Raw genomic sequence first — 25,120 nt, forward strand, 5'->3', positions numbered from 1 at the left:
TACGCACTGGCAGGGCCGCAGGGCCGTTCGTTACCGTACGAGCCGCTTACTCAGAAAAAATGTGTGAAACCATCATGCTGCGATGAGGTTACTGAGGTGTTCTACACCAACATATTGTCATCAGAAGGTATTTTCATTGTCTCACATGTTTGATTTCGGTCCCCGGCTTTTGGCAGGGTCCACCCTGTTTCGTATCTGGGCTCCTTTGCAAAAATCCATGGTGTTGAAACTGGAGAGCGGCGAGCAGCACGATATGCTGGACGCAGGCGAGGGCTGGTTTCATTGCGAGGTTTCAGGCGCTGGCGCAGGCACCCGTTACCGGTTTCAACTGCCTGATGGACTTGAAGTCCCAGACCCGGCATCCCGTTTTCAGCCCGAAGACGTGCATGGCCCGAGCGAAGTGGTGGATCTCCACGCCTATGACTGGAAAACCGAAGGCTGGAACGGACGCCCTTGGGAAGAGATGGTCATCTACGAACTCCACGCCGGAGCGTTCACCGCCGAGGGGGGCTTTCTGGCAGCAATCGACAAGCTCAATCATTTGCAGCGACTGGGCATCACCGCGATACAGCTTATGCCGATCTCCGATTTCCCCGGCAGCTACGGATGGGGCTATGATGGCGTTATGCCCTATGCGCCCGAAAGCAGCTATGGCCGCCCGGAAGATTTGATGAAATTCGTCGATGAGGCACATGCCAGAGGTATCTGTTTGTTCCTCGATGTGGTCTACAATCACTTCGGGCCCGACGGGAACTACATGCCTGTCTTTGCACCGCTTTTTTCGGCGCACCACGCTTCGCCCTGGGGCGACGGAATCAATTATGATGATGACGGCTCAAAGCATGTGCGTGAATTCATCATTCAAAACGCTCTCTACTGGGTCACCGAGTTCCGGCTCGATGGTCTGCGGCTCGATGCCATCCACGAAATCAAGGACGATAGCGACGAGCATGTTCTGCAGGAGCTTGCACGCCGGGTCAGACAGGCGGCGGATGGCAGGCACGTTCATCTGATCGTAGAAAACGAAGACAACGACAGTGACGTTCTGGGGCGTGATGATGATGGACACCCCACACTGTTTACCGCGCAGTGGAACGACGATGTCCACCACGTCCTTCATATCGCCGCGACAGACGAGACGTTCGGTTATTACGAAGAGTACATCGGTAACGACGACAATCTGGGTCGGGGTCTTGCCGAAGGTTTCGTGTTTCAGGGAGAGCATATGCCCTATCGCGGTGGGGAACGTGGCAAGCCAAGCCAGGATCTGCCGCCCACGGCATTCATCTCCTTCATTCAAAACCACGACCAGATCGGTAACCGCGCCATCGGCGATCGCATGTCGTCACATATTCCGCTGGAACCCATCAAAGCCATCGCTGCGATTTATCTGCTGGCACCGCAGATACCGATGATGTTCATGGGCGAGGAGTGGGGGGCTAAGGAGCCATTCCCCTTTTTCTGTGAGTTCGATGAAGACCTGAACGAAAAAATCCGCGTAGGGCGGCGGGAGGAGTTGTCTCGGCTGCCCGGTTTCGAAGGCGACGACGTGGCAGACCCTACGGCCTATGAAACCTTTCTTTCAGCAAAAATCGACTGGTCGGTGGCTGAAGAGGAGGACGGCGTAGGTATGATGGGATTTTACAAAGACCTTATCGCGCTGCGTCATCAGCGTATCGTCCCACTTTTGCGAGATATATTCTTGAAATCGGGCAGTTTTCAAGCGCAGGGAAAAGCCGTCAATGTCGTGTGGCAGCTTGCTGGAGGCGCGCGACTGCAATTGCTGGCAAACCTTTCGCCTGATCTAGTTAATCTCGAAAACTGGGCGCGTGAAGGAGAAGAGCTCTATACGGTCGGTAAGATAGACGGTTCCAGTTTTGACCCCTGGTCGGTTCTTTGGAGCGTTGGCGAAGCTTGATCATTCCGTGGCATGCCCGCGCTAAAGACGGCGCGGGCTCGCCATCCTCATATCACGCTTTCGTGGAGCGTCTGTTGACGATGCGGGCAACATAGAGACCGCCGATCAAACCGATCACGACCGCCATCGTCGTATTTTTCACGCCGTCATCCTTCACAATCGGACGAACCATCACTGCACCGTCGCGGCTTTCGGCATATTGCGGGCCACGCAGACTGTAGAACGCCTGAATGACAGCAAAAATGACGACGGCGGCGATTGCGCCCAAGAACATCGCGCGGCGATTGGAAAAGACGTTGGATTTCATGATATTTCCCTCATTTCAATGTGTGGTCGATTTTTTGGTCAACCAGTCGTCCTGAGCCCTTGTCGATTAAACCTTGTTTCAGGCACTTTTCGCCTGAGGAGCGCAGGATGGCCGTAGGGCCGCCATGTTTCTAGATGAGGAGGTGAAGAATATCCACCATTTTAGCGAGTGGATATTTAGCGCTGTCGTTCACGAGCAATTGCCTGAAAAGAACGTTTTGCCGACGATGTTCTTATCGTAATTGCCGCCGCGGTGCAGTAAGACTGATCTGCACAATGATGAGGAATGATATCGCATGCGCATAAAGCACGGTCTCTTTGGGTTGGTTCTGTCGATTGCGTCTTCTGCCTATGCGCAGCAACCGGCATCGCCGCCGACACTTGAGCCGTCGCAAATTCAGGCGCAAGCCGCCAATTTGAGCGCGCAGTTCCTGGGCCGCTACGCCTATAAGACGGTGCCGCTGGACGATGTTTTGTCTGGCCACATCATGACCAAGTTCATCAAGTCCCTCGATCCTGACCGTATGCTGTTCATGCAGAGCGATATCGATCGCTTCATGGCCGATAGCACCAAGATCGATGATGCGATCCTGAACGAAGACCTTGAAATCCCGTTTTCGATCTTCAACAGCTATACGCGCCGCGTCGTTGACCGTATGACGTTCGCGCGAAGCGAACTCAAGCAGGACTTCGACTTCACGGTTCGCGAAGACTACCCGATCTCCCGCGATGACGCGCCCTGGGCGCAATCTGAAAAGCAGAGTGATGAACTCTGGCGCAAACGCGTCAAAAGCGACTGGCTTCGCCTGAAGCTTGCCGGTCAAGCGGATGCGGCCATTCGCGAAACGCTGGATAAACGCTACAAGAACATCATGGACCGCGTCTATCCCTACAAGAGTGACGACGTTTTCCAAACCTTCATGGCCGCCTATACGACGGCGGTCGATCCGCATACGGATTATTTCAGCGCGAAGGCCTCCGCAGAGTTCGACATATCAATGAAGCTGTCGCTGGTCGGGATCGGCGCAGTTCTTCAGGAGCGCGACGGCTATACGACGATCCGCGAACTGGTGCCCGGAGGCCCGGCGCAACTGTCAACCAAGCTTGCCGTAGGAGACCGCATCATCGGTGTTGGTCAGGGCGAGGATGGAGCCATCAAGGAAGTGGTCGGCACGCGGTTGGATGAGGTCGTTCAGATGATCCGCGGTGCTGTGGGTTCCGTGGTACGCCTCGATATTCTGCCCGCCGATTCAGGTAGCAGCGGTGGCCACCGCGTCATCAGTCTTGTGCGAGACAAGGTCAGTTTGGAAAAGCAGGCGGCACAAAAGACAATCGTTCCTGTCAAAAACGGCGATGCCACCGTCAACATCGGCGTTATCACTTTGCCCACCTTCTACGAAGATTTCGAAGGACGGCGCAAAGGCGACAAGGATTACCGAAGCGCAAGCCGCGACGTCGCCAAGCTGCTTGCGGAACTGAAACAGGATAAGGTCGCGGGCGTTTTGATCGACCTTCGTGACAATGGTGGTGGGTCGCTTGCGGAAGCGATTGATCTCACCGGCCTATTCATCGGCAAAGGTCCTGTCGTCCAGCAGAAGGATGCCGAAGGCAAGGTCAAGGTCGAGAGTGACGAGATGAGTGCGCCTGCCTGGACAGGTCCGCTCGGCGTCCTCATCAATCGCGGCTCCGCATCGGCTTCTGAAATCTTCGCCGCTGCCATTCAGGATTATGACCGGGGTGTCATCGTTGGCGAACCCAGCTTCGGCAAGGGTACTGTGCAGACGGTGGTCGATCTCGATCGAGTTGCGCGCAACAACAAGCCTGAGCTTGGCCAATTGAAACTGACGATCGCGCAGTTCTTCCGCGTCGATGGCGGCACCACCCAGTTGCGCGGTGTGACGCCGGATATCAGCCTGCCTGGAATTCTCGACCCGAAACTGCTGGGCGAGTCCAGCTACGACAATGCTTTGCCATGGACCCAGATCAAGCCCGCCAAATACGCGTTGATGGGCGACATGGCGAAGGTCGTGCCGCAGTTACAGAGTGAGCATGACGCGCGCGTGAAGGACGATCGCGACTTCAAGCGTTTCGTTGAAGATGTCGCAGATTTGAAAGCCTTGCGCGCGAAGAAAACCATTTCTCTTAACGAAGCCGAACGCCGAAGTGAAATGGTGGCGACGGAAGCACGGCTGAAGGCGCGTGCGGAAGATGGAAGCGGCTTCGTTCCTGAAAATGACGACGGCCTGCAAGCGAATGAACGCAGCATCAGCGCCAATATCGCCATCGAAAATGCGCGCAAAAATGCGAAAGACGTGCTGAAAACCGAATCCGCCGCCATCGTGGCCGATCTGGCGAAGATGCCGAGCGCAGCCAGAAACGCGCAATAAAGAAATCGGCAACGACCCGCGCTGCGACTCAGCGCGGGTTTGCCTTCCGTAACGGAAGGGAAGCATTAACCTCTTGCGCCGAAATCCATGACCGCTAACCAGCCTTAAATAGTCTCTCGCTCATATCGAAGTCTTGGAGCAATCGGGACGTAAATATGAGCACGCGCTTTTCGCAGTTCAGACTGGTGGTGCCAGCCGTGGTGCTGGTAGCGGTATTGTTGATCGCGCTTGCCGCCATCCCCTATTTCGGGGTGTCTCGTCTGGATGCGGAGAACCGGCAGCGGCAGGAAGTTCTGGTCAAACGCAACATATCAATCTGGATCACCGACATCGAGTTCGCGCTGACGGCATGGACGATCTGGGACGAATCGATTGCCAAACTCGACAACGCTTTCGACTTCGAATGGGCCGATCGAAACATCGGTAGTTCGCTGATCGGAACCTCCCGAACCCGTTTCGTGGCCATTCTCGATAGCGATGACAAATTGATCTATTCGAAAACTGCCGATGAAGTTCAAGATCGCCCGTTCTTCGCACAGGGTGCTGACGTCATTGCGCAAGACGCACTCTCACTGGTCGATAAGGTGCGTGTAAGTGAAGCGGGCGGACGAAAGCCCGGCATCCCCGAACCTATCGTCTTCAGCAAGATCGAGGTTATCGGCAACGACGCCGTTCTCTTGACGGCCAGCCTGTTCCAATCCGATTTCAAGATGGCAACCCTGCGCAACGCCCGTGGGCCGGTGCTGATTTCTGCTATCCCGATAGCTGGCAGCCTACAGACCTTTCTCGGCGATCGCTTCATGCTCGATGATGCAGCCGTCGGACCAGCGACTACGGTTTCGGATGACCGCGCCAGCGCCGAGATCGCCGTTGGGCCCGATAGGCAAGCTCAGGTCTTGTCTTGGAAGCCGCTGACGCCCGCCCATGATCTCCTGCGCCAATTCCTGCCATTGGCCTCCGCGCTGACGATTATTTTCATCGCTGGCGGTATCTTCGCTACCCGCACGTCCCGTCGAGCTATTGGTACGTTGGTGGAGGCCGAAAAGCTGATGCGGCATGCCGCAACTCACGACTTCCTGACGGGCCTGGCAAACCGATCTTTGATCGCCACGGAGTTTGCCAGACTTTCAACGGCTGGCAACTTGATGGTGGCTTGCCTCGACCTCGATGGTTTCAAAGCCGTCAATGATCGGCACGGTCATGCCACCGGCGACGAGTTGCTGAAGCAAGTGGCTGAGCGGCTGAAATCCGGCTGTCGGCCAAATGATGTCGTTTTTCGTCTCGGAGGAGATGAGTTCGCCGTGTTTATGCCTGACGTGTCAGCCACTGATGCGGACGTACGTTGCACACAACTTTCCGAAATGTTGTCGCATCCATATCTTGTCAGGGAAAAGCGCGTGATGATCGGTGCTTCTTTCGGCCTCAGCGACGTGCGGCATGGCGAAGTGACGTGTGACGAGGCGCTAAAGCGCGCAGATGAAGCCCTGTACCAGGCCAAGGGAGCAAGCGCTACAGAGTGCGCACCGGCAAGCGACATGGGGCCAATGCGTCGCTGGGCCTAACGCGAAAAAAAGGCGGCAACATCGCCGCCTTTTCATGAAGCGGATGGCTTTAGTCCAGCAAGTCACTTGGAACCTTGCCACCGTTCTCTGACAGCTTTTTCAACAAAGCCTTATGCAGCCAAGTGTTCATTTCAGCAGAACCGTTGAGTTCTTTCGTATAGCCGAGTTCCTCGGCAAGTTCCTTGCGCTCTGCAAGGCTCGCATCCATTCCCAGTGCCTTCATCAAATCGACGATGGAGTGTTTCCAGTCCAGCTTGTGGCCGCTGCGCTTGACGGCGGCATCCAGTTGGGCTGCCACGTCTACCTGCTGCGACCCCGAACTTGTGGAAGGTGCCGATGCGCCAGCGGTTTTTGGCACGGCTTGACCAGTGCCGCCGACCGGTGGGGCGGTTGTTGCCGCTGGTTCAGGTACGGACGATGGGGCAGGTGTCGGCTCTGCCGCACTGGGTGATGCGGGAGAGGCTTGCGCGGGTCCACCGAAAATTGCGTCTTTGATTTTACTGAAAATGCTCATTCTGCGTTTCCTCCTTCAGTTTGATATCCTTCATCAAACGGCCTCGGAGTCGATTGCGTTCCTGACGAAATTAAGAAAACTCTCATGAGCGCCTGTGGTATTCCTTTATGTAGCGCCTATCATTCAGTTGCTTATCAGCAACGGCTTGGACATATCCTGATGCGTGGCATGGTCTGATCTCGCCAAATCTCTCGACCGCAAGCCCTGAATCTGGCCAAATCAGAATCATCGGCGGGGGCTGATCTTGAAAGGTTTTCTTATGAATCGCGCTCTTAAGCTTGCTGGCCTTTTGGGGCTGCTCGCATCTTCTGCTCATGCTGCCGATGTCGTTGCTCCAGTTGAGCCAGTGGTCGTATCCAATCCAGGTGGTTTTTATCTCGGTACGCTCAGCAGCCTTACGTTTCTGGACGACACTGGCTTCGGCACGACTGCGGGTGGCGTCAGCACAGATTACGACGTCGGTTTCTACAGCGCGCTGCGCGCCGGTTACAGCTTCGGCTCCTACGGTTTTGTGTCGCCACGTCTGGAACTGGAAGTCGGTTACGGCACAGCGGACGTGAACGAACACACTGTCAATGGCGTGAACGCCGGAAACGCATCCTTCGGTGAAGCCCGTGCAATCCAGGGCTACGTTAACGGCTATCTCGATATCGAAACGGCAACGGCTTTCACGCCTTACCTCGGTGGTGGGGTTGGCGCGATGAACCTTGAACTCCACCGTCAGGGCGTTACTGGCATTGCCATGGATGACGACGATACCAAGTTTGCATACCACCTCGACGCGGGCGTCGGCATCAAGCTCGATACGATCTCGTTCTTCAGAGACAGCGCGCTGTTCAGCAACACAACCTTCGACATTGGCTACCGTTACACTGCTGCTGATAACTTCAACTTCACCGCAGTAGATGGAACAAGCTCCAGCACGGATTTCAGCAGCCATGCTGTGACAGCAGGCTTTAGACGCCAGTTCTGATACGCAAATCCGCTTTCGACATTCGAGGCGGGTAGAATAAGAAAAGGGGTTCGTGGCCATGCCGCGAACCCCTTTTGCATTTCAGTAGAAACCCACGCCTTACGTTGGCCTGGCGCGTGGTTTCTTGATCAGCCGCAGCAGCTTCTTGCGCTTCGGTGTATGCTGCTTCAGACCAACGTCGCTCACAAGTTTCGCACCGCCTTCGCGTCTTTCCAACGTGATCTTGCGTGTGTGGAAGACTTCCAGCTCCACACGGTGCGCAACGCTGACGATCGTAGCGTCGGGCAACTCATCGATCAGCATCTGCATCATCTGATCCTGCGTCTTCTCATCGAGCGCCGATGTCGCTTCATCAAGGACGATGATATTGGGGTCATGCAATAACAGTCTCGCAAAGGCCAGACGCTGCTTTTCGCCACCCGACAGGGTGTGGTCCCAAGGCGCATCGTCTTCAATCTTTTCGCTAAGCTGACCCAGACCAACCTTTTCGAGTGCGGTCTTGATGTCTTCGACCGACCAACTATCCGCCGGACGCGGATAGGCGACGGCACGTTGCAATGTGCCTGACGGAATGTAGGGGCGTTGCGGCAGCATGAACAGGCGGTGGTCGGGATGGAAGTTGACGCTGCCTTCACCCCACGGCCACAGACCGGAGATGGCGCGCACCAGTGTGCTCTTGCCCGAACCGGACTCGCCGGCAACCAGCACCCTTTCGCCAGGCTCTATCTCGACCTGCGTTTCCTTGACCACCGCGGTGCCATCACCAAGCGAAACGGATAGGTCGCTGAGGCTGAGCATCGTCGTCCCTTGCGTATCGCCACGCTTAATCCGCCCTATGTCGTCGCTTTGCTCGGCGCGTTCCAGATCATCCAGTGATGTCATTAGCGAAGCCACGCGTCTTGCGCAGGCGTTCCAGTCCGCAAGTCGCGGATAATTATCCACCAGCCAGCCAAAAGCACCTTGAACAATGGTGAAGGCCGATGCCGCCTGCATCACTTCGCCCAGAGACATGCTGCCGGCCAGAAACTTCGGGGCGCACAGCAGGACCGGAACGACCGGAGCGATCAGCATCGAGCTGTGGGATACCAGCGTCGTGCGCATATGCTGGTTGGCCAGAAGCCGCCATTGCTGGCGCACGTTGGCGAAGGTTTTGTCGAGGTCGTTGCGCTCTTCTTCCTCGCCGCCCAGAAGCGCGATGCTTTCACCGTTCTCGCGCACGCGGGTCAGCGTATAGCGAAACTCCGCCTCGACTTGGTTTTTGTCTTCGGAGACACGCACGAAATTGCGCCCGATCACTGCAATCGAGCTGGAAGTGATCACCGCATAGATGACGGCGGCAATGACGAGAAAGCCCGGAATGGTGATGACGGAGTCACCAATCGGCAGGGTCAGTGCGCCACCGATTGTCCAGAGCACGACGATAAACGTCGATGCCGAAACGAAGGCAGAGATCACACCGGCGGTAAAATCGACGGGCGATTCCGTGGCAATGCGCATGTCTTCCGAGATGCGCGCTTCTGGATTTTTATGATCTCCGTCGATCAGGTTCAGCTGATAGTAACGTCCGTTCGCCAACCAACGTCCGATCAGCGATTTGGTCAACCACGAGCGCCAGCGTCGCTGGATGAGCATTCGGACATAGACCTGTACGGTGACAAGACCAACACTGCCCGCCACCAATGGTGGAAAGAGCGATGCGAGGTAATAGACATCGGATGCATGGCGCTGCTCGATGGCATCGAACAGCCCGCGGTTCCAGACGTTGATGCCGTACTGGAACGCGACGTTGATACCGATCAGAACCAGTAGGCCGATGCAGACGATCCATGCAAAGCGGTCACCACCGGCACCCCAGTAGCCGCGCGCGCTTTGCCAGAAGCGCCTGAGAAGAAAGGCGCGACGGGCCTCCTCCACTTCCTTTTCGGTCAGTGTAGGATCTAGTTTTTGAGCGTCCGGTACAGTTGCATTGTCTGAAACCATGTTGCTTTCCGATGAGGACCTGATGCGAACGACCTGCGAATAAAATCATCAGGTCGATGCTGTTGTTTCTTAATGGTAGATTATTTCAGAGGATGAAGACGCACAGCGGCAATCATGGCGCGTGTGGGATATACACGCTGCAAATACCGTGAGGGAGTGCATGAGGGCGAAGGATTGGTGCTGTCATATATGCTGGCCAAATCCTATCGGCAATTTCATCCGCGCATTAACGCAGGCCGTTTGGATTAGTTCCTGAACACGTGCGAATATTTTACAATTCGAACTGTCCTTAGAAATTCACGGAAAGATTGGCATAGGCGGCGTTCGAGCTGAAGCCGCTGCCAAACTCGCCCGCATACGTCAGGCTGAAACGGGCGGCCTTTGAGAGCTCCGCGGTGACACCGGCTTTGATCACCATGGCATCTCTTGGCATGGTCACGCCTTCCAGAATGAACGGATCGTTGCCACCGAAGCTGGAAATGGAGATCGGCGCCAGATCACCGGCGGCGTGACGCCAGCCCAGCATTCCCGATGCGACAACGGGCAGATCGCCACCGCGAATATTGGCAGTCCAGCGCATGCCAAGCGTGGAGATGGAGACGTCGCTTGAATTACCCGATACGGTCAGCGCCGCTGCCCCGCCATCTTCCGTGAAGCCTGCGGTGTCGAGGTTGATGTAGGCGAGGTTTGCGAAAGGCTGGATGCTGAGGTCGTCGATCTCGAACGTCCAAGCGATATCGCCGAATATCTGCGCCGTCGTGCCCGCGTAGTTGGCAGACAGTCTGTCGGTGAATGCGCCAAAAGCGATGTTGCGCCGTGTCGAGATATTGTTTTTCGTGACGATCGTGCCGCCGATAAGGTCCAGTGGACCAATATCACCCGCCGCGTAGAGGCCGAGATGGTAGGATTCAGCACTTGCGTCCGGCTGCATCGAAAGGTGGCTGTATCCCATAACGCCGCCGACACGCCAGGTGTCAGACACGGGTGCATCCCCGCCAATCAGCGTTCCGGCGCTGCTGCTGCGGGTGCCCCGCGCGGTGCCATCGCCTGCAAAGTTGTCTTGTGCCAGCACACCCGTCGTCCAGAATGATGCCTCATCCGCTTGTTCGGAGACCCGTCCCGGCGCGGCGTTCATTTGGTCGATGATCGCCTCGCGGGTCAGTTTGGTTTCCCAGAGGAGGTTGCTCTTCAGTGAGGCGTGAACTTCACCATTGAGCTGGGAGAACGCGCTCGCGGCAGTGCTGACATCGAGTGGCAGAACGGCCCGATAGAGCGTGCTGTTCGATCCAAGATTTTCGACCGCTGCCGCAGTGACCCGATCGTTGACGGTCTGGGCAACGTCCTGAAAGCGCACCGCATTCCGGTCAAGATGCAGGTAGACGATCGTCGGATCATAGGTCAACGTCGGAGACAGAAAGGCGAAATCGCTCACGACGTTCCCGAACTGACCATTTACGGCCCCTGCGGTGACGATTGTGTAGTCGGTCGTCAGGCCATAGCTCGTGCTGGCCGCACGGATATCGAGAATGCTGTTTCCAAGATCTACGGTGCCAGTGGCTGCCAACCGGTCGGAAAGACCCGCCTCATCGATATCGACCCGGTAGATCGCGCCAGCGTCAAATACGACATTACCGGTGACATCAAGCGTTTGAAGGCCCGGCCCGGGCGACAGGATGCCGCCATTGCCGACGGTGAGCCCACCGGCGACACCGGTACCAGACAACAAACCGCCGTCGAAAATGGAGATGGTGCCCACGACCGTTCCTTGATTGGCGAGTTCACCACCGGTAACGGTGACCGCGCCGCTAATGGTGCCGGTATTGGAAAAGACGCCATCATTGTTGACGAGAGAAGCGATTGTCCCGTCGTTGGACGCATTACCTGAGTTGGTAATAGTACCTGCGGTCGCGCCACTGTTATTGGTGAAGCGTCCTTCTGTGCCGATGTCTACATCCGCGAGTGCTGCGTTGTTGACCACCGTGCCGCCCGTGATCCGCGTATTGCCGGTGACTGTTCCGCCAGCGTTGTTGGTGAAAAGGCCACCGTCGTTCTGAAGCGAGGCGATCGTGCCTGCATTGGACGTGGTGCCGGAGTTTCTGACAGCGCCAGCAGTGGCCCCGCCATTGTTGACGAAGGCTGCAGCGGCGGCGACATCCACGGCTGTGACGACGAAATTATTCGTCACCCTGCCGCCGGACACAGTCGTGTTTCCCGTGATTTCGCCGCCTGCATTGTTGGTGAAATCTCCCGTCATATTGGCCAGGGAGCCGATCGTTCCTGCGTTGGAACCACTTCCTGCATTGATCACAGAACCAATCGACGCACCGGTGGTATTGGTCAGCGTCCCGCTGTCGTTTTCGACCGAGGAAATGGTGCCGGAGTTGGTGACCGTACCAGCGTTTTTTAAATTGTCAGCCGTCGCGCCCGCATTGTTGACGAAAGCGGCGGCAGCGGCAACATCTGCATCGGTGACAATGAAATTGTTGGTCACGGTGCCACCAGACACCGTCGTCAGCCCGGTGACCGAACCGCCCGCATTGTTCGTGAAACTCCCGGCATCGTTCTGGAGCGAGGCAACGGTGCCTGCGTTGACGACGGTGCCGGAATTGCTGATGTTCCCGGCAGTTGCGCCGTTGTTGTTATAGAATGCAGCGGCGGCGGCAACGTCAGCGTCAGTCACCACGAAATTGTTCGTAACTGTGCCGCCTGATACGATGGTTTTCCCGGTGACCGTGCCACCCACATTGTTGGTGAAACTTCCGTCTGTATTGGTCACATTGCCGATCGTGCCGGCATTCGATGCGGTTCCGGCATTGGTCAGTGTGCCCAGCGTTGCCGCGCTGTTGTTGGTGAAGGTGCCTTGCGACGACACCGAGACATCGTTGACCGCACCATTGTTGGAAAGCGTCGTTCCCGCCTCCACCGTGGCACTCGTCAGCGCTCCATTGACCGCGACATTGCCGTTGTTCAGTGTCAGCCTGCCGTTGAGTGTCCCGTCGATGAAAAGAGCCCCACCATCGAGGTTTACATCTGAATTCAGCGTGCCATCCGCGTTGATGCCAATGCTTCCCGAGGTGATGGTGCTGCCATTGGTAACGGTCAAGGTGCCCGTATTGGTAATCGTGACATTGCCTCCGCCGACATCCAGCTTGTCGATTGTCGCGGTGTCATCGACCTGTGGCGACCCGGTATCGACAACGGCCACATCCGCAGCGCCGGGCAGCGTCGGGCTCCAATTCGCCCCGTCGCTGAACATATTGTTGGCGCTGCCTGTCCAAACCGATTGCGCCAGAGACGGCGAGGTGAGGGCGAGCGAAACCAGTGCTGTAAAAAAGCTGAGACGCCGGGACATGGCCGGAAGCAGCTGGTGTGTCATGCGGTGACCAATGCTGAGATCGCCCGCTTACATCGCGGGCAGACATCTACAGCTACTTGATCATGGTTAATGCGCAATTAACCGTAAATACCAGCTTCGAACTGGCGGAAGAGTAAAGGACAGCCACGGACCGAACGAAAGCTCGGTCCGTGGCGTCTTTTCAAAGCGGAACGGGTCTGGACTATGACCGATTGTTTGCTGTCGTAGCTTTGTGAATATTGAAAAGCTCGTCGTAGGCGGTTGAATTGCTGGCGAGGACAGGGCTGCCAAGCATCAGGTTTTCACCGTCGCAAGGAAACGGCATGTACTGCCCACCCGCTTCTTTCACGAGGCAGAACCCCGCCATGCAATCCCAGGCTCGCATATGGGGCTCGTAATAGCCGACCAGACGCCCGGCAGCGACGTATGCCAGCATCAGCGCGCCGGAGCCGTTGCGAATGAAGTTTCCACCGATGGACAGCAGAGAGGAAATGATAGCACCAACCCGGTCGGGCGTGACGTAGTTGTTGCTGCCAATACCCGTCAGGGCATTCTGGATCGTCCGTGCGGGGTCGAGCCGAAGCGGCTTGCCGTTAAGGGTCGCGCCAAATCCTTCTGCCGACGCATAGAGTTCGTCCTCGCACGGCACCTTGATAACGCCGACGACAGGAATGCCGTTATAAATAACTGCGATGGACACGCACCATGTCGGCATGCCGTTGACGAAAGGTGCCGTGCCATCGATGGGGTCCACGACCCAGGTAAAGCCGGATTGGCCTTCGGTGTAACCGAACTCTTCACCCAGAAACCCATCTTCCGGCAGCGCTTCGGCGACCTGCTCGCGCAAAAGCGTCTCGACGTTGCGGTCTGCGATGGAAACCACATCGTGAAGATCGCGCTTGGTTTCTATCACAAGTGTCTCGCGTCGGTTGAAATAATCCAGCGCCATTGCGCCAGCTTTTTCCGCGAGTGTCTTTGCCAGGGAAAAGCGCAGTTCGATGGCGCTTTCATGTGTCGTCATTGTCATGTCCTTTGATTGCAAGTCCGGCGTCTCAGCCGTTGATCAGTGCGATACCACGGCTTTTGAACCCTAGCGTGACATCGCTCGCCGCAGGCAAGTTCATTTCCATGGCGTGGTCTATGATGAAGAGCGTGCCGACATCGGTCTCCACTTCATATTCGATGTGGCCGCCGAGATAGGCGCTGTGCAGGACACGTCCTGCTAGCCCATTGCCGTCCGCCGAACCGATGATGATCGAGCCGGGTCTGACGGCAAGTTTCGCGGAGCCGGGCTTTGCGCCCCTCCCTTTGACGGAATAATCAACGCCCGCCACGCGAATGAGGGCTTGTTCGCCCTCGACGCCGATGACCTCGCAGGGAATGACGTTTGCTTCGCCCATGAAGTCGGCGATGAACGGCGATGCTGGGGCTTCATAAAGCTCACGCGGCGCGCCTGATTGAGCGATCTCGCCATCCTTCATCACGATGATGCGGTCCGAGACGGCCAGAGCTTCATCCTGATCATGCGTGACGTACACTGCGGTGAAGCCGAGCCGTTGCTGCAGTTCCCGGATTTCGGTGCGGACGCGGCGGCGCAGGCGTGCGTCGAGATTGGACAGCGGTTCGTCCAGCAGAAGAACCTGGGGTTCAAGCACCAGCGCGCGGGCAACGGCGACACGTTGCTGCTGTCCGCCGGAAAGTTCCGCCGGAAGACGTTGACCCATGCCCGCAAGGCCGACGAGTTTCAAGCCTTCCTCTGCCTTTTCCCGGGCGTCGCTTTTGCGAAGGCCTGATGATTGCAAGCCATAGGCAACATTGTCGAGGGCGGTCATATGCGGAAAAAGAGCATAGGACTGAAAGACCATCGACACGTCACGCTCGTTCGCTGGTAGCATCGTGACGTCGGTATCGCCGATCAGAATGCGGCCAGAGCTTGGATGCTCAAGCCCGGCCAGCATGCGAAGGGTCGTTGTCTTGCCGCAGCCGGAAGGCCCCAGCAAGGTGACGAGTGTCCCCGGTTCGATGGTGAGGGAGAGGTCGGGGATGGCAGTGAATGCGCCGAATGTCTTGCGAACGTTTTTGAAGGTGACGGAGCCGGGTTTTACCTTGATCATGCGGCTTTCTCCTGAGCGAGAGGAACGGTAGGGGTGGTCGTGACACCGGCGACTCGGTTTTCGCGTCTCAGGCGCCGTTCCCCGACGATGAGCTGGAAGCCTGTGATAACGGTGATCATCACCACAATGAGCATGGACGAGTAAGCGATCGCCACACCGTATTCTCCGTTTTCTACAAGGCCGACGATGTAGGATGTGGCCATGTTGTATTCCGCGCTGACAAGGAAAATGACGGCGCTGATCGACGTGATCGCTCTGACGAACGAGTAGACGAGTGCGGCGGTTATTGCCGGACGCAAAAGCGGTAGAATGACTTTGCGAATGGTGCGGAAACTGTCCGCCCGCAGTGTCAGTGATGCCTCGTCCAGACTTTTGTCGAGCTGGCTCATGGCCGCAATGCCGCCGCGCACGCCGACCGGCATGTTGCGAAAAACGAAGCAGGCGATCAGGATGAGGGCCGATCCTGTCATCTCGATGGGCGGCAGGTTGAACGCCATGATGTAGCTGACGCCGATCACCGTGCCGGGAATGGCAAAGCTCATCATCAGCGCGAACTCGAAGACGTTCTTGCCGGCAAATTTCTGACGCACGATGATGTAGGCTGTCAGCAGGCCGACAGCAGCCGTTAGAGGGGCCGAGATCAGCGCGATTTTCATCGTCGTCCAGAATGAATTCCAGGCGACGCCCGTCCAGGAAATGCTGCCATTGTTGAAGCCGACGGAGAAGGCTCGAATGTAGTGGTCCAGCGTCAGCGAGTTGTCGAGACCCCAGGTTTTGACGAAGCCGCCGATCAGGATCATGCCATAGACGACGATTGTAAACAGCATCCACGGTACGACAACGGCATGTACGCCGATGGACAAGCCGCGGGGCAGGGCAATATGCGCGCCGCTGTCACCCTTGCCGGTCACCGTCGCGAAATTCTTGCCCGACAGCCAAAAGCGTTGTGCAAGAAAGGCGGAAAGAGTGAAGCAAAGCAGAACCATGGCAAGAACTGCCGCACGGGACGGGTCGTTCTGGGAGCCGACCACTGCAAAGAAGATTTCAGTCGACAGCACGCCATGACTGCCGCCAAGGACGAGAGGGTTGCCGAAATCGGCCATGCTTTCGATGAAGCCGATCAGAAATGCATTGGCGAGGCCGGGTTTCATCAGCGGTAGCGAGACGCGCCAGAAGGTGCGCCAGCGATCGGCCCGCAACGTCTGCGATGCTTCTTCCATCGACGGGCTGACACCTTCAACGACACCGATGAGCACAAGGAACGAAATGGGCGTGAACGACAGAACCTGCGCGATCCAGATGCCGGTTAAGCCGTAGAGCCAGCGTCCCGGCTCGATGCCAAACAGGTTCGATAGTCCTTCGGTTACGACGCCTGCGCGACCAAATAGCAATGTGAGCGCAAGGCCGATGACGAATGGCGGGGTGATGATCGGCAAAACGGTGAGGAGGCGCAGACCCTTTTTGAAGGGAAAACGCGTGCGTGTTGCAACAAGTGCAAAGCCAAGGCCAAGCAGGGTAGAGGCGGACGCCGTCATGAGCGCAAGGGCGAGGGTGCGCCACGCCACGCCGCAACGCTCTTCACCCAACACACAGCCGAGGCTCCAGATACCGGGGTCTTGCAGGTTTCGAATAAAACCATCGGGATTGAAGGAGCCGTCGAAGTCCTGCACCGAGGCGGTGAACATACTGCCAATCGGGTAAAAGACGAAGATCGCAACGAGAAAGATCAGCAGCGATATAGACGCCACGATGAATGCATCGCCTTTCATGACGCCACGTTCCGCAAGACCGAAGGCGAAGAGCAGCACGAAAACGACTGCCATTGTGACAGCACCCGCGCCCATGGAGGGCTGGCCGTTTGCAAGTTGTCCGAAGATCGTTTCGCTGACAGTCCAGGTCCAGCCGGTAAAGCCGATGGCAAGGCCTTGAAGCGACAGGAAGAGCAGCCCAACCGCACCGATAATGGACATGAGCCGACCGCGCCTCATCGGGTCCTGTATTGTTCTTGCCAGAAACGCCGCCAAAAATATTATGATGACACCGATCAGCCAGAGCTTGCCATGCGAGGCGATCTGCAAGAAAGCCGGTGCCGAGGTTTCAGACGGCAGGAAATCTGACAGCCACCCAAAGCCGAAAAAGCCGCGTTCAATTCTGTACCAGGGAAGAAGAATGAGGGCCGCTGCCCCGAGTGCAAGGACGATGTCCAGCCTGCGATTGCCACGTCTCATGGCTTACCTCGCTTGTTTCAAGATAGAAGAATTAGGATGCAACGGGCACCGGAGAGATGGACCGGCGGTACAGATGTCCCACCGGTCCAGCCGCTTGTGGATCAGTTGGCGACGGCGCCGACTTCACGGTCCCAGCGCTCCAGCAAGGCCTTGCGCTTTACAGGGTCGCCGTAGGTCTTGAAGTCGTAGTCGATCAGCTTGATGTCTTCGAACTTCGGCGCTTCCTTCGGCACTTCGGCCTGCTTGTTGGATGGCAGCTGGAAAGACTTGGCATCCTTCATTCTGGACTGCACGTCAGGCTTCAATGCCCAATCGTACCAGACCTTGGCATTCTCCAGATTGCGGGCACCCTTGATGATCGACATGGAGCCGATTTCGTAGCCCGTACCTTCGCAAGGCGCGATGGACTTGATCGGAAAGCCTTCAGCAGTCTGGGCCACGGCGTCATGCATGAAGACGATGCCCAGCGCGGTCTCGCCGCGGGCTGCTGCCTTTACCGGTGCCGAGCCTGATTTGGTGTATTGAGAAATATTGGCATTCAGCTTCTTGAGGTAGTCGATGGCCTGATCTTCGCCCATGATCTGCGCGAGTGACGCCAATGCGGTGTAGGCCGTGCCGGATGAGTTGGGGTTGGCAATCTGGATTTCCCCCTTCAGTTCCGGGGCGAGAAGATCGGCCCAGCACAGTGGCTCTTTGTAGCCCTTGTCCTTGAAGATCGTCGTATTATAGCCCCAGCCCAGCGCTCCAGCATAAACACCGACTGTGCGGTAACCCGTGCTTTCCGCCTGCTTCTTGGCCCAGTCCTGCAACTGGTCCAGCATGGGCGACTTATATTCCATTGTCAGGTTTTCGGATGCTGCCTGTACGTGTGGGTCGCCCGTACCAGCCCACCATAGATCGGTTTTGGGGTTGCGGGCTTCGGCGCGAATTTTCGCATAGGTCTCGCCGGAAGACAGGCGCACCATATTGACCTTGATGTCGTGAGACTTTTCAAAATCTCCCTTCATCTGTTCACAAATAACGACATCTGCCGAGCAGATGAGGTTGAGTTCACCCGCTGCCTGTGCAGAAACCGCCCCAAGGGATGTTCCGGCAACAAGTAGAATGGAAAGAGCTGAAAGTCGCATGCGTTGTCCTCCTGTTGCTTGCGATGGATTTGAATGAAAGGAACGAGTTTGCCCTCACGGCATGCTTCCATGCCGCCTGTCGAATGATTGTGTGGAAAGTCGTGCTGCCAATTACTGCGTGGCCGTTACTTCCGCATCGAACCGCCTGAGAAGCCGACTTCGCTCCCCCGGCTGGCCGAAGGTGGCAAAGTCGTAATCGACCATCTTGATCAGCGATATGTCGGGGGCCGCCGGTGGAAGCGCTGCCCTGGCATTCGAAGGAACTTGGTTCTGGCCTGCTGCGGCACCCGTCGCCTGGCCCTCCGGGCTCAACGCAAACTCCACAAAGCTCTGCGCCGCCTCGATCTTTGTGGTGCCCTTGACGATACTGACAGCACCGATTTCGTAGCCCGTGCCCTCGCACGGAGCGACGATCACAAGCGGAAAGCCTTCTTCCTTCTGGGTCACCGCATCGTGCATGAACGATATGCCAACCAGCGTTTCACCTCTGGCTGCTGCCTTGACCGGCGCCGAACCGGATTTGGTATATTCCACGACATTGCGGTTCAGCGCGCCGATGTAACGGAAGGCCTCGTCTTCTCCGAAAAGCTGAACCAGTGTCGCGAGCATCGTAAAGGCAGTGCCAGACGAATTAGGATTACCCGCCTGAATGAGGCCCCGGTAGGCATCGTTGGATAGATCTTTCCAGCAGGTGGGCGCGGCTAAAGCTTTTTGCGCAAGAACCTGCGCGTTGTAAGCAAAGCCAAGGGCTCCGGCATAAATACCGGAAGAGTGCTGTCCTGACATTTTGAAGAAATTTTGTGCCCAGGGCAGAATGTCGGCCTGATGTTTTGGGACGTAGACTTCAAGCAATCCTTCCGAGGCTGCCTGAAGGTGCGTGTCACCGGTGCCACCCCACCAGACATCGACTGATGGTGCCGACCTCTCCGACCTGATCTGGTCGAGGATTTCGCCGGTGCTCTTTCGGGTTATGGAAATGCCAATGCCGGTGTGGGCTTCGAAAGACTGCTTCATCTGAACGCACCAAGCTTCGTCCGTGCCGCACAGCACGTTCAGCCTGGTATCAGCCAAGCCGGGAGCCACAGCGCAAAGCCATGCCGTCATTCCCGTCGCTATAGCCAACAGTGCTTTCAACAGAGCCTCCCTCTTGGAACCTCCCCGTTCCAATCTCCTAACTCAGCATGTCAGATTTGCGGGTCGGCGCAATCGAAGAATGGTTACCAATTTTGCACCGCAGTGCCGAAGAATATTACATTTATTACATATATATCGGAGTGCATCATCAGCTAGTCTTTGAACATCGACAGGCAAAATCGTATGGTGTCCCTAGGAGGACAACACATTGCTAAATCAGAAGGCGCGAATTCTGATCGTTGAAGACGATCCGGACATGGCGGAGCTGATCTCCGATCTCGTGGAGGCAGAGGACTGGATACCGATATGTGCTGGGTCGGCGGAAGAAGCCTCGGCAATATTGGCGCGGGAACAGGTTCATCTCGTGCTGGTCGACCACAATTTGCCCGGCACGTCTGGCCGCACATTTGCCCAACGCCTGAGGCTGCAATCCGATATTGGTATCGTCATGGTCACCGCGGCCGGAAGTGCTGCCGACCGTGTTCTGGGCTTGGAAACCGCCGCCGATGATTACGTCGTCAAACCCTTCGAACCGATTGAACTGACGGCGCGTATGAAGGCGGTTCTGCGTCGGACCATTCCCGCTCTGAAGCATGACAAGGAAACCGAAAAGGATCATGCGCGGTCATCGCTGCGACTTGGAGACTGGGCGATCGATCTTGATGGGCGACAGGCGACATGTCTCACGGACCGCAGCCGCACGCTGACGACAGCGGAGTTCGCGCTGCTGGAAATCCTCGCCAGCACACCCAACCAGCCTGTCAGCAGGGCCCAGATTCTGGATCGGCTCGGCACCGAGAGTGAGCGCTATGTTGATCGCAATGTCGATGTGCTGGTGCTTCGTCTGAGAAGAAAGATCGAGCTCAATCCCGACTTACCTCGGCACATCAAGACGCGGCGCGGGAAGGGCTATGTTTTACATACAGACGAGGCAGAGCTTTTGCCGTGATCAGTCGCTCATTTCTCTCATCGATTGCGTTTCGCCTGCCATTCGCCATCGTCTTCATTTGCTGTCTTGTGTTCAGCCTGTCTGCCACGGCGCTCTACGGCTTACAGCGCGCGCGCAATGAGATGGCGGCTTACGGACTGCAAGCCTTTTCAAGCCTTGCGAAAGCATCGCTGATTTCAAGACAGGTTTCCGATCTGGTATCGAGTGCGCCGTTTCTGATGAACGCCGCGTCCCCCTACCGCATGTCCAGCGAAAGCCGCGCCGTCGTCGCACAGGTTGACGGCCTTTTGAGCATGATCGGTCGTGACGGAGAGGACCCCGTTATCAGAGGTTTTGCGAGCGGCCAGATTGTGGAGTTGCTCAACCTTATCCACACCCAAACCCGAGAACTGGCACGGGATGCGGATGCGGCGCAGGATCATAAAGCCAAGGCTGCGGCAGCGCTGGGCGAAATCGCCACGGGTGAAGGTGTCGAGGACGTGGCGTTGAGGCGTCAGTTGAACGGCATTGTGCAGGCGGCGGCGACGTCCGACAGTCTTTTTCAACTGGGTGAACTTCGCCGACGCTACGTTTCCGAAACGGACGCAAGACAGAACAGGTCAGCCCCGGATGTTAGGGTATCGTCTGAGCGGCTTCTGCCCTATGAGCGCGTTTTTGAAGCGCAGACCAACTACCTTCTCGGGATGTTTGCCATTCGCGCCTCCGTATCGAAGCTCCATGATGTGTCGCGCGATCTTTCACATGCCACCGAATCCCAAAGCGATGCCGTGGCGCAAGGGCTGAATGACGACCTGATCTCGACATCGAACGCACTGTATCAGCTGTTGATCATCATTGCTCTAGCCTCTATGCTGGTGCTCGTCTTGGCTGTTTTTTCCATTCACTCCGTCATGCGTGTGTCACGCGGCATCGTCTCCCTGTCGAAAGGTATGAATGCCCTTGCGACAGGCGACAAGAATGTCGGCCCGCCTTCCTACAGTGGTAACGAGACCGAGCTCATCAGGCTTCTGGATGCATTCAAGGCTTTCAACGACAGTGTGGAGCGCGTGACACGCTTGCGTCGCACGGCGGAAGCTGCGGCGCGGACGATACGGTCTACGTTTCGCAACATGAACGAAGGTATCGCACTGTTCGACGCGGCAGGAAACCCGATCACGATGAACCGTCGCGTGATCGATCTCATCGGAAAATCCGCCGCATCGAGAAAGTCGCCGCTGCGAAAATTCGCGCATGCCATTCCTGAAATCGATCCAGAGCTGTTACCTTGCCACACACATTCCGGGACCTTGCAGGAGCGTGCCGTCGTTCGCCACCGCGCAGAGAACCAGCAGGTCATTGAAATTTCGCTTTCACGCCAACCAGACAGAGGCATCGTGCTTCTGGCGCGTGATGTCACTGCGATGGACCGTCAGGAGGCTGAAGCGTCCAAGGCCCAGCGTCTCGATGGCATCATGCGCATGACACATCAGGTCAGTCATGAGGTTGGAAATATGATCGGCATCATCACCGGTAGCCTTGGCCTGCTGGAGCGGGAAGCTGGTTTCAACCACCGTCAAAAACGCCACCTTGCGCGCATCCGCAAGGCAGCAGATCGTGGTCGCTCGCTTGCCAGCAGCATGCTCTCCGTCGGCAGTCAGCATCCTATCCACCCCAGCTCGATTGATATTGCCAGCCTGTTGCGAACAATGGCGGATATTCTTGAAATCGCCGTTGGGGCGAAATGCCACGTCCGGCTCGACCTTGAGGAGGGCATGCCCAAAATCCCTCTGGACCCCGCACTTTTTGAACAGTCCATCCTCAACCTTTGCCTCAACTCCGCAGCCGCGATGCCAGACGGTGGGGTGATCGTCATCCGCGCCAGACGAACGGACAATCTGTTGCTGGTGCAAGTGGATGACGACGGAGCGGGCATGACATCGGAGGCAGTGGACAAGGCTTTCGAGCCCTATTTCACCACGCGCGGCGATCAGGGTGGGGCGGGACTTGGTCTGGCGATGGTTTATGGGTTCGTTCGCCAGAGCGGTGGAGAGGCGCAGATATTTTCAAGGCAGGGCGAAGGAACCACCGTGCAATTGTCATTTCCTTTAAAATCGGACGCCGAGTGATGTTGGCACTGTCAATGCAATCCGCCGACGCCGAGCAACCGTTCGACGGTGCTGTGGTCTGCGGAAAGCGCTTGTGGTGTGCCGCTCCATGCGACGCGGCCTCGCTCGAGAACGATGACCTGATCGGCGAAATCCAGTGCGCTTTGTATGCGCTGCTCAACCAGCAGGATGGTCATGTCACCGCTTTTTGCCAGGTCTGTAAAGGCGGCCATGAGTTCTTCGCATATGACAGGTGCCAGTCCTTCCAGCGGTTCGTCCAGCAACAGAACTGACGGACGCCCAAGGATGCTGCGCGCTGTCGACAGCATCTGCTGCTCTCCGCCAGAAAGCTGGTTGCCGAGATTGCGCCTCCTTTCTTTAAGGCGTGGAAACAGCGTGTAGGCCTCCTCGATATCGCTCCGTGGTCTGCTTTTCAGGCCAACGAACAGGTTTTCTTCGACCGATAATGTTGGAAAAACGCACCGTGCCTGTGGCACGTAACCCAGCCCTTGGTGCGCACGTGCCGCACTTGGCATGGCGCTCACGTTTGCGGAGCCGAGGTTGATCTTACCATCATAACGTCGGGTCTGGCCTGCGAGGGTGGCAAGCAATGTCGTCTTTCCCATGCCGTTGCGACCGAGAATGGCGAGACGGCCTCCCGCTGCAACGTGAAAGGAAACGTCCTCCAATATGCGTGTCGGGCCGTAGCCTGCGCATAGATTGTCAACCTCAAGCGACGCGGCTGGCATCGGCATAGCTCCCCAGATAGGCTTCACGAACGCGGGCATCTTTGGTGACATCGGCAGGCAGGCCATCGAATATGATAGCGCCCGCGGCAAGCACGATCACCCGCTTGGCGAAGCGGAACACGAGGTCCATGTCATGCTCGATCATCAAGACGGCGAGATCAGCGGGCAGATCGGCCAGTGCCTGCTCAATGCGACCCGTATCGCTTTGCGGCACACCCGCTGCCGGTTCATCAAGCAGCAGGACCTTCGGTTTCAAAGCCATTGCAACCGCGATTTCCAGAAGACGTTGCTGACCATAGGCGATCTCGCTCACGCGCCGGTGCATCAAGGTGATCAAGCCGAGCTTCGATAGCATCCCCTCCACTTCTGCCATGACGTCGGGCATCGCCAGAAAATTGCCGAACATGCGGCCCGTTTTGCCTTCGCGTTGCAAAATGGCAAGCGCGACATGTTCGGCAGGCGTCATGTCCTGAAACAGCCGGGTCACCTGAAAGGATCGCACCAGCCCCCGCTTGACCCGTCCCGCGGCATCGATCCGTGTGACGGTTTCGCCGCCAATTCGCACATCGCCGGAATCCGGCGCGAGGTTACCGGTTACGAGATTGACGAATGTCGTTTTGCCAGCACCGTTCGGTCCGATGAGTGCAACGCGATCGCCGGGCTGCATGGATATGGAGATATCACTGGTGACGGAAAGCCCGCCGAAGGATTTTTTGAGATTGATGACTTCGAAGGCGGCACTCATTTCACAGCCTCCCGTCGGCGTCGCAGCATGTTGGCCACGGTCCCATACAAGCCTTTGGGCGCGAAGAGCACGACGGCAATCAGCAGGGCGCCAACCATCGTCAGCCAGTGGAAGGGGTTGGCGGCGGAGACGTAGTCTTCGAACAGCATGAAGATGATGGTGCCCGAGAGCGCACCGAAGAGCGAGCCCGTTCCACCGAGGACCAGCATGACGAGGCTTTCCGCGGATAGCGTGAACGACAGGCTATCGAGACCCACCACTTGCGTTGAAATGGCGTTGAGCGCGCCGCCGACGCCCGCGACTGCACCTGATATCACGTACATCTTCATCAGCGTTACCTTTGGAGACGCGCCCATCGAGGCAATGCGAACGGGGTCTTCCTTGATGCCCCGGCACAGCATGCCGAAAGGGGACCGCACCAATATGCGTAAGATAATGAAGGTGATGAGCAGTAACACGACACCGAAAATGTAGGCGGTATGGCCGTAGAGGTCGAATTCGAAATAACCGAAGATGGGGTCTGCCGAGATACCGGAAAGCCCGTCGCTGCCGCCTGTCCAGGATGACGCCTTGTTGGCGAATTCGTGGAAGAGGTGGATCAATGCGATCGAAAGAACCAGTTGCGGCAGGCCATGGGCGCGCAGGATGACGACACCGCAGACAAGACCAGAGACAGCACCACCGCAAATGCCAGCCAGCAGCATGAGCAGAGGATCGGTAATGCCAAAATGGGCGGATACGATACCGGCGGCGTAGGCGCCAGAGCCGAAAAGCGCCGCGTGGCCAAGAGTCGCCACCCCGCAGTAACCGGTCACGAGATCAAGCGACAACACGAGCAGGGCAATGCCGATGATGCGCGTTAACAAAGCTAGATTGTCAGGGAACAGGAGGTAGCCGATCACGGCCATCACGGTGATGGCTGCGAGCCCCGCCAAATCGCGAACGAGGGAACGATTGGGGCGAGACGTGGGGATGGTACTGGTAGCTAGCGTCAT

General features: G+C 57.1%; 18 protein-coding genes. 6 read left to right on the forward strand and 12 right to left on the reverse strand.

Going from position 1 to position 25,120, the window contains the following annotated elements; translation table 11 throughout:
- Positions 1-145 precede the first annotated feature (145 nt).
- Positions 146-1,918 (forward strand): malto-oligosyltrehalose trehalohydrolase, encoded by a 1,773-nt coding sequence (gene treZ, locus QRN55_RS01620; RefSeq protein WP_284774241.1) that lies wholly within the window; start codon positions 146-148, stop codon positions 1,916-1,918.
- A 52-nt stretch (positions 1,919-1,970) separates the two neighbouring features.
- Here the strand turns inward: treZ and QRN55_RS01625 are convergent, their stop codons facing one another.
- Positions 1,971-2,225, reverse strand: a complete 255-nt coding sequence (locus QRN55_RS01625; RefSeq protein WP_233136942.1) for a hypothetical protein — start codon at positions 2,223-2,225, stop codon at positions 1,971-1,973.
- A gap of 295 nt (positions 2,226-2,520) precedes the next feature.
- Here QRN55_RS01625 and QRN55_RS01630 point away from each other — a divergent pair, with 295 nt between their 5' ends.
- Together QRN55_RS01630 and QRN55_RS01635 are read left to right on the forward strand one after the other, a co-directional pair.
- Positions 2,521-4,611: a carboxy terminal-processing peptidase gene (locus tag QRN55_RS01630; protein ID WP_284774244.1), complete on the forward strand. Its 2,091-nt coding sequence runs from the start codon at positions 2,521-2,523 to the stop codon at positions 4,609-4,611.
- Positions 4,612-4,766: 155 nt separating this feature from the next.
- On the forward strand, positions 4,767-6,173 hold the full coding sequence (locus tag QRN55_RS01635; RefSeq protein WP_284774246.1) for a sensor domain-containing diguanylate cyclase: 1,407 nt from the start codon (positions 4,767-4,769) through the stop codon (positions 6,171-6,173).
- A gap of 49 nt (positions 6,174-6,222) precedes the next feature.
- Here QRN55_RS01635 and QRN55_RS01640 read toward each other — a convergent pair whose 3' ends face one another.
- Complete coding sequence (locus QRN55_RS01640) at positions 6,223-6,687, reverse strand: DUF3597 domain-containing protein (RefSeq protein ID WP_284774248.1); 465 nt, start codon at positions 6,685-6,687, stop codon at positions 6,223-6,225.
- A gap of 259 nt (positions 6,688-6,946) precedes the next feature.
- Here QRN55_RS01640 and QRN55_RS01645 point away from each other — a divergent pair, with 259 nt between their 5' ends.
- A complete protein-coding gene (locus QRN55_RS01645) occupies positions 6,947-7,660 on the forward strand; it encodes an outer membrane protein (protein ID WP_112501313.1) in 714 nt (237 codons plus the stop codon).
- A gap of 99 nt (positions 7,661-7,759) precedes the next feature.
- Here QRN55_RS01645 and QRN55_RS01650 read toward each other — a convergent pair whose 3' ends face one another.
- The 7 genes from QRN55_RS01650 to QRN55_RS01680 form a co-directional block, all read right to left on the reverse strand.
- The gene (locus QRN55_RS01650) at positions 7,760-9,640 is read right to left on the reverse strand and encodes an ABC transporter ATP-binding protein/permease (RefSeq protein ID WP_111839503.1); all 1,881 of its coding nucleotides are present in this window, start codon (positions 9,638-9,640) and stop codon (positions 7,760-7,762) included.
- Between the two features lie 289 nt (positions 9,641-9,929).
- Complete coding sequence (locus QRN55_RS01655) at positions 9,930-13,016, reverse strand: autotransporter outer membrane beta-barrel domain-containing protein (protein ID WP_284774252.1); 3,087 nt, start codon at positions 13,014-13,016, stop codon at positions 9,930-9,932.
- A gap of 181 nt (positions 13,017-13,197) precedes the next feature.
- Complete coding sequence (locus tag QRN55_RS01660) at positions 13,198-14,016, reverse strand: inositol monophosphatase family protein (protein WP_284774254.1); 819 nt, start codon at positions 14,014-14,016, stop codon at positions 13,198-13,200.
- Positions 14,017-14,047: 31 nt separating this feature from the next.
- On the reverse strand, positions 14,048-15,109 hold the full coding sequence (locus QRN55_RS01665) for an ABC transporter ATP-binding protein (protein ID WP_284774257.1): 1,062 nt from the start codon (positions 15,107-15,109) through the stop codon (positions 14,048-14,050).
- Positions 15,106-17,337, reverse strand: coding sequence for an ABC transporter permease (locus QRN55_RS01670; protein WP_284774259.1), 2,232 nt, complete (start codon positions 17,335-17,337; stop codon positions 15,106-15,108). The genes QRN55_RS01665 and QRN55_RS01670 overlap by 4 nt, the downstream gene beginning before the upstream one ends.
- A 101-nt stretch (positions 17,338-17,438) precedes the next feature.
- On the reverse strand, positions 17,439-18,464 hold the full coding sequence (locus QRN55_RS01675) for an ABC transporter substrate-binding protein (protein WP_284774260.1): 1,026 nt from the start codon (positions 18,462-18,464) through the stop codon (positions 17,439-17,441).
- A 111-nt stretch (positions 18,465-18,575) separates the two neighbouring features.
- Positions 18,576-19,568 (reverse strand): ABC transporter substrate-binding protein, encoded by a 993-nt coding sequence (locus QRN55_RS01680; RefSeq protein WP_284774740.1) that lies wholly within the window; start codon positions 19,566-19,568, stop codon positions 18,576-18,578.
- A gap of 238 nt (positions 19,569-19,806) precedes the next feature.
- Here QRN55_RS01680 and QRN55_RS01685 point away from each other — a divergent pair, with 238 nt between their 5' ends.
- On the forward strand, positions 19,807-20,547 hold the full coding sequence (locus tag QRN55_RS01685) for a response regulator (protein WP_284774262.1): 741 nt from the start codon (positions 19,807-19,809) through the stop codon (positions 20,545-20,547).
- Positions 20,544-22,652, forward strand: coding sequence for a sensor histidine kinase (locus QRN55_RS01690; protein ID WP_284774264.1), 2,109 nt, complete (start codon positions 20,544-20,546; stop codon positions 22,650-22,652). Before QRN55_RS01685 ends, QRN55_RS01690 begins: the two co-directional genes overlap by 4 nt.
- An 11-nt stretch (positions 22,653-22,663) precedes the next feature.
- Here the strand turns inward: QRN55_RS01690 and QRN55_RS01695 are convergent, their stop codons facing one another.
- Genes QRN55_RS01695 through QRN55_RS01705 form a run of 3 tightly spaced genes read right to left on the reverse strand, consistent with a single transcriptional unit; the run spans position 22,664 to position 25,120 of the window.
- Positions 22,664-23,380, reverse strand: a complete 717-nt coding sequence (locus QRN55_RS01695; protein WP_284774266.1) for an ABC transporter ATP-binding protein — start codon at positions 23,378-23,380, stop codon at positions 22,664-22,666.
- Positions 23,361-24,125 carry an ABC transporter ATP-binding protein gene (locus QRN55_RS01700; RefSeq protein ID WP_284774268.1) on the reverse strand — a complete coding sequence of 255 codons (765 nt, stop codon included), beginning with the start codon at positions 24,123-24,125 and terminating at the stop codon, positions 23,361-23,363. Before QRN55_RS01700 ends, QRN55_RS01695 begins: the two co-directional genes overlap by 20 nt.
- On the reverse strand, positions 24,122-25,120 hold the full coding sequence (locus QRN55_RS01705) for a branched-chain amino acid ABC transporter permease (RefSeq protein ID WP_284774269.1): 999 nt from the start codon (positions 25,118-25,120) through the stop codon (positions 24,122-24,124). The genes QRN55_RS01700 and QRN55_RS01705 overlap by 4 nt, the downstream gene beginning before the upstream one ends.

The sequence above is a fragment of the Agrobacterium sp. lyk4-40-TYG-31 genome (assembly GCF_030209855.1).
Lineage (GTDB): Bacteria > Pseudomonadota > Alphaproteobacteria > Rhizobiales > Rhizobiaceae > Agrobacterium > Agrobacterium vaccinii.

Excerpts from the sequence above, each read along its gene's own strand:
- treZ (WP_284774241.1), top strand. The coding sequence starts at position 146 with ATGTTTGATTTCGGTCCCCGGCTTTTGGCAGGGTCCACCCTGTTTCGT.
- QRN55_RS01625 (WP_233136942.1), bottom strand. The coding sequence starts at position 2,225 with ATGAAATCCAACGTCTTTTCCAATCGCCGCGCGATGTTCTTGGGCGCA.
- QRN55_RS01630 (WP_284774244.1), top strand. The coding sequence starts at position 2,521 with ATGCGCATAAAGCACGGTCTCTTTGGGTTGGTTCTGTCGATTGCGTCT.
- QRN55_RS01635 (WP_284774246.1), top strand. The coding sequence starts at position 4,767 with ATGAGCACGCGCTTTTCGCAGTTCAGACTGGTGGTGCCAGCCGTGGTG.
- QRN55_RS01640 (WP_284774248.1), bottom strand. The coding sequence starts at position 6,687 with ATGAGCATTTTCAGTAAAATCAAAGACGCAATTTTCGGTGGACCCGCG.
- QRN55_RS01645 (WP_112501313.1), top strand. The coding sequence starts at position 6,947 with ATGAATCGCGCTCTTAAGCTTGCTGGCCTTTTGGGGCTGCTCGCATCT.
- QRN55_RS01650 (WP_111839503.1), bottom strand. The coding sequence starts at position 9,640 with ATGGTTTCAGACAATGCAACTGTACCGGACGCTCAAAAACTAGATCCT.
- QRN55_RS01655 (WP_284774252.1), bottom strand. The coding sequence starts at position 13,016 with ATGACACACCAGCTGCTTCCGGCCATGTCCCGGCGTCTCAGCTTTTTT.
- QRN55_RS01660 (WP_284774254.1), bottom strand. The coding sequence starts at position 14,016 with ATGACGACACATGAAAGCGCCATCGAACTGCGCTTTTCCCTGGCAAAG.
- QRN55_RS01665 (WP_284774257.1), bottom strand. The coding sequence starts at position 15,109 with ATGATCAAGGTAAAACCCGGCTCCGTCACCTTCAAAAACGTTCGCAAG.
- QRN55_RS01670 (WP_284774259.1), bottom strand. The coding sequence starts at position 17,337 with ATGAGACGTGGCAATCGCAGGCTGGACATCGTCCTTGCACTCGGGGCA.
- QRN55_RS01675 (WP_284774260.1), bottom strand. The coding sequence starts at position 18,464 with ATGCGACTTTCAGCTCTTTCCATTCTACTTGTTGCCGGAACATCCCTT.
- QRN55_RS01680 (WP_284774740.1), bottom strand. The coding sequence starts at position 19,568 with ATGACGGCATGGCTTTGCGCTGTGGCTCCCGGCTTGGCTGATACCAGG.
- QRN55_RS01695 (WP_284774266.1), bottom strand. The coding sequence starts at position 23,380 with ATGCCAGCCGCGTCGCTTGAGGTTGACAATCTATGCGCAGGCTACGGC.
- QRN55_RS01700 (WP_284774268.1), bottom strand. The coding sequence starts at position 24,125 with ATGAGTGCCGCCTTCGAAGTCATCAATCTCAAAAAATCCTTCGGCGGG.
- QRN55_RS01705 (WP_284774269.1), bottom strand. The coding sequence starts at position 25,120 with ATGACGCTAGCTACCAGTACCATCCCCACGTCTCGCCCCAATCGTTCC.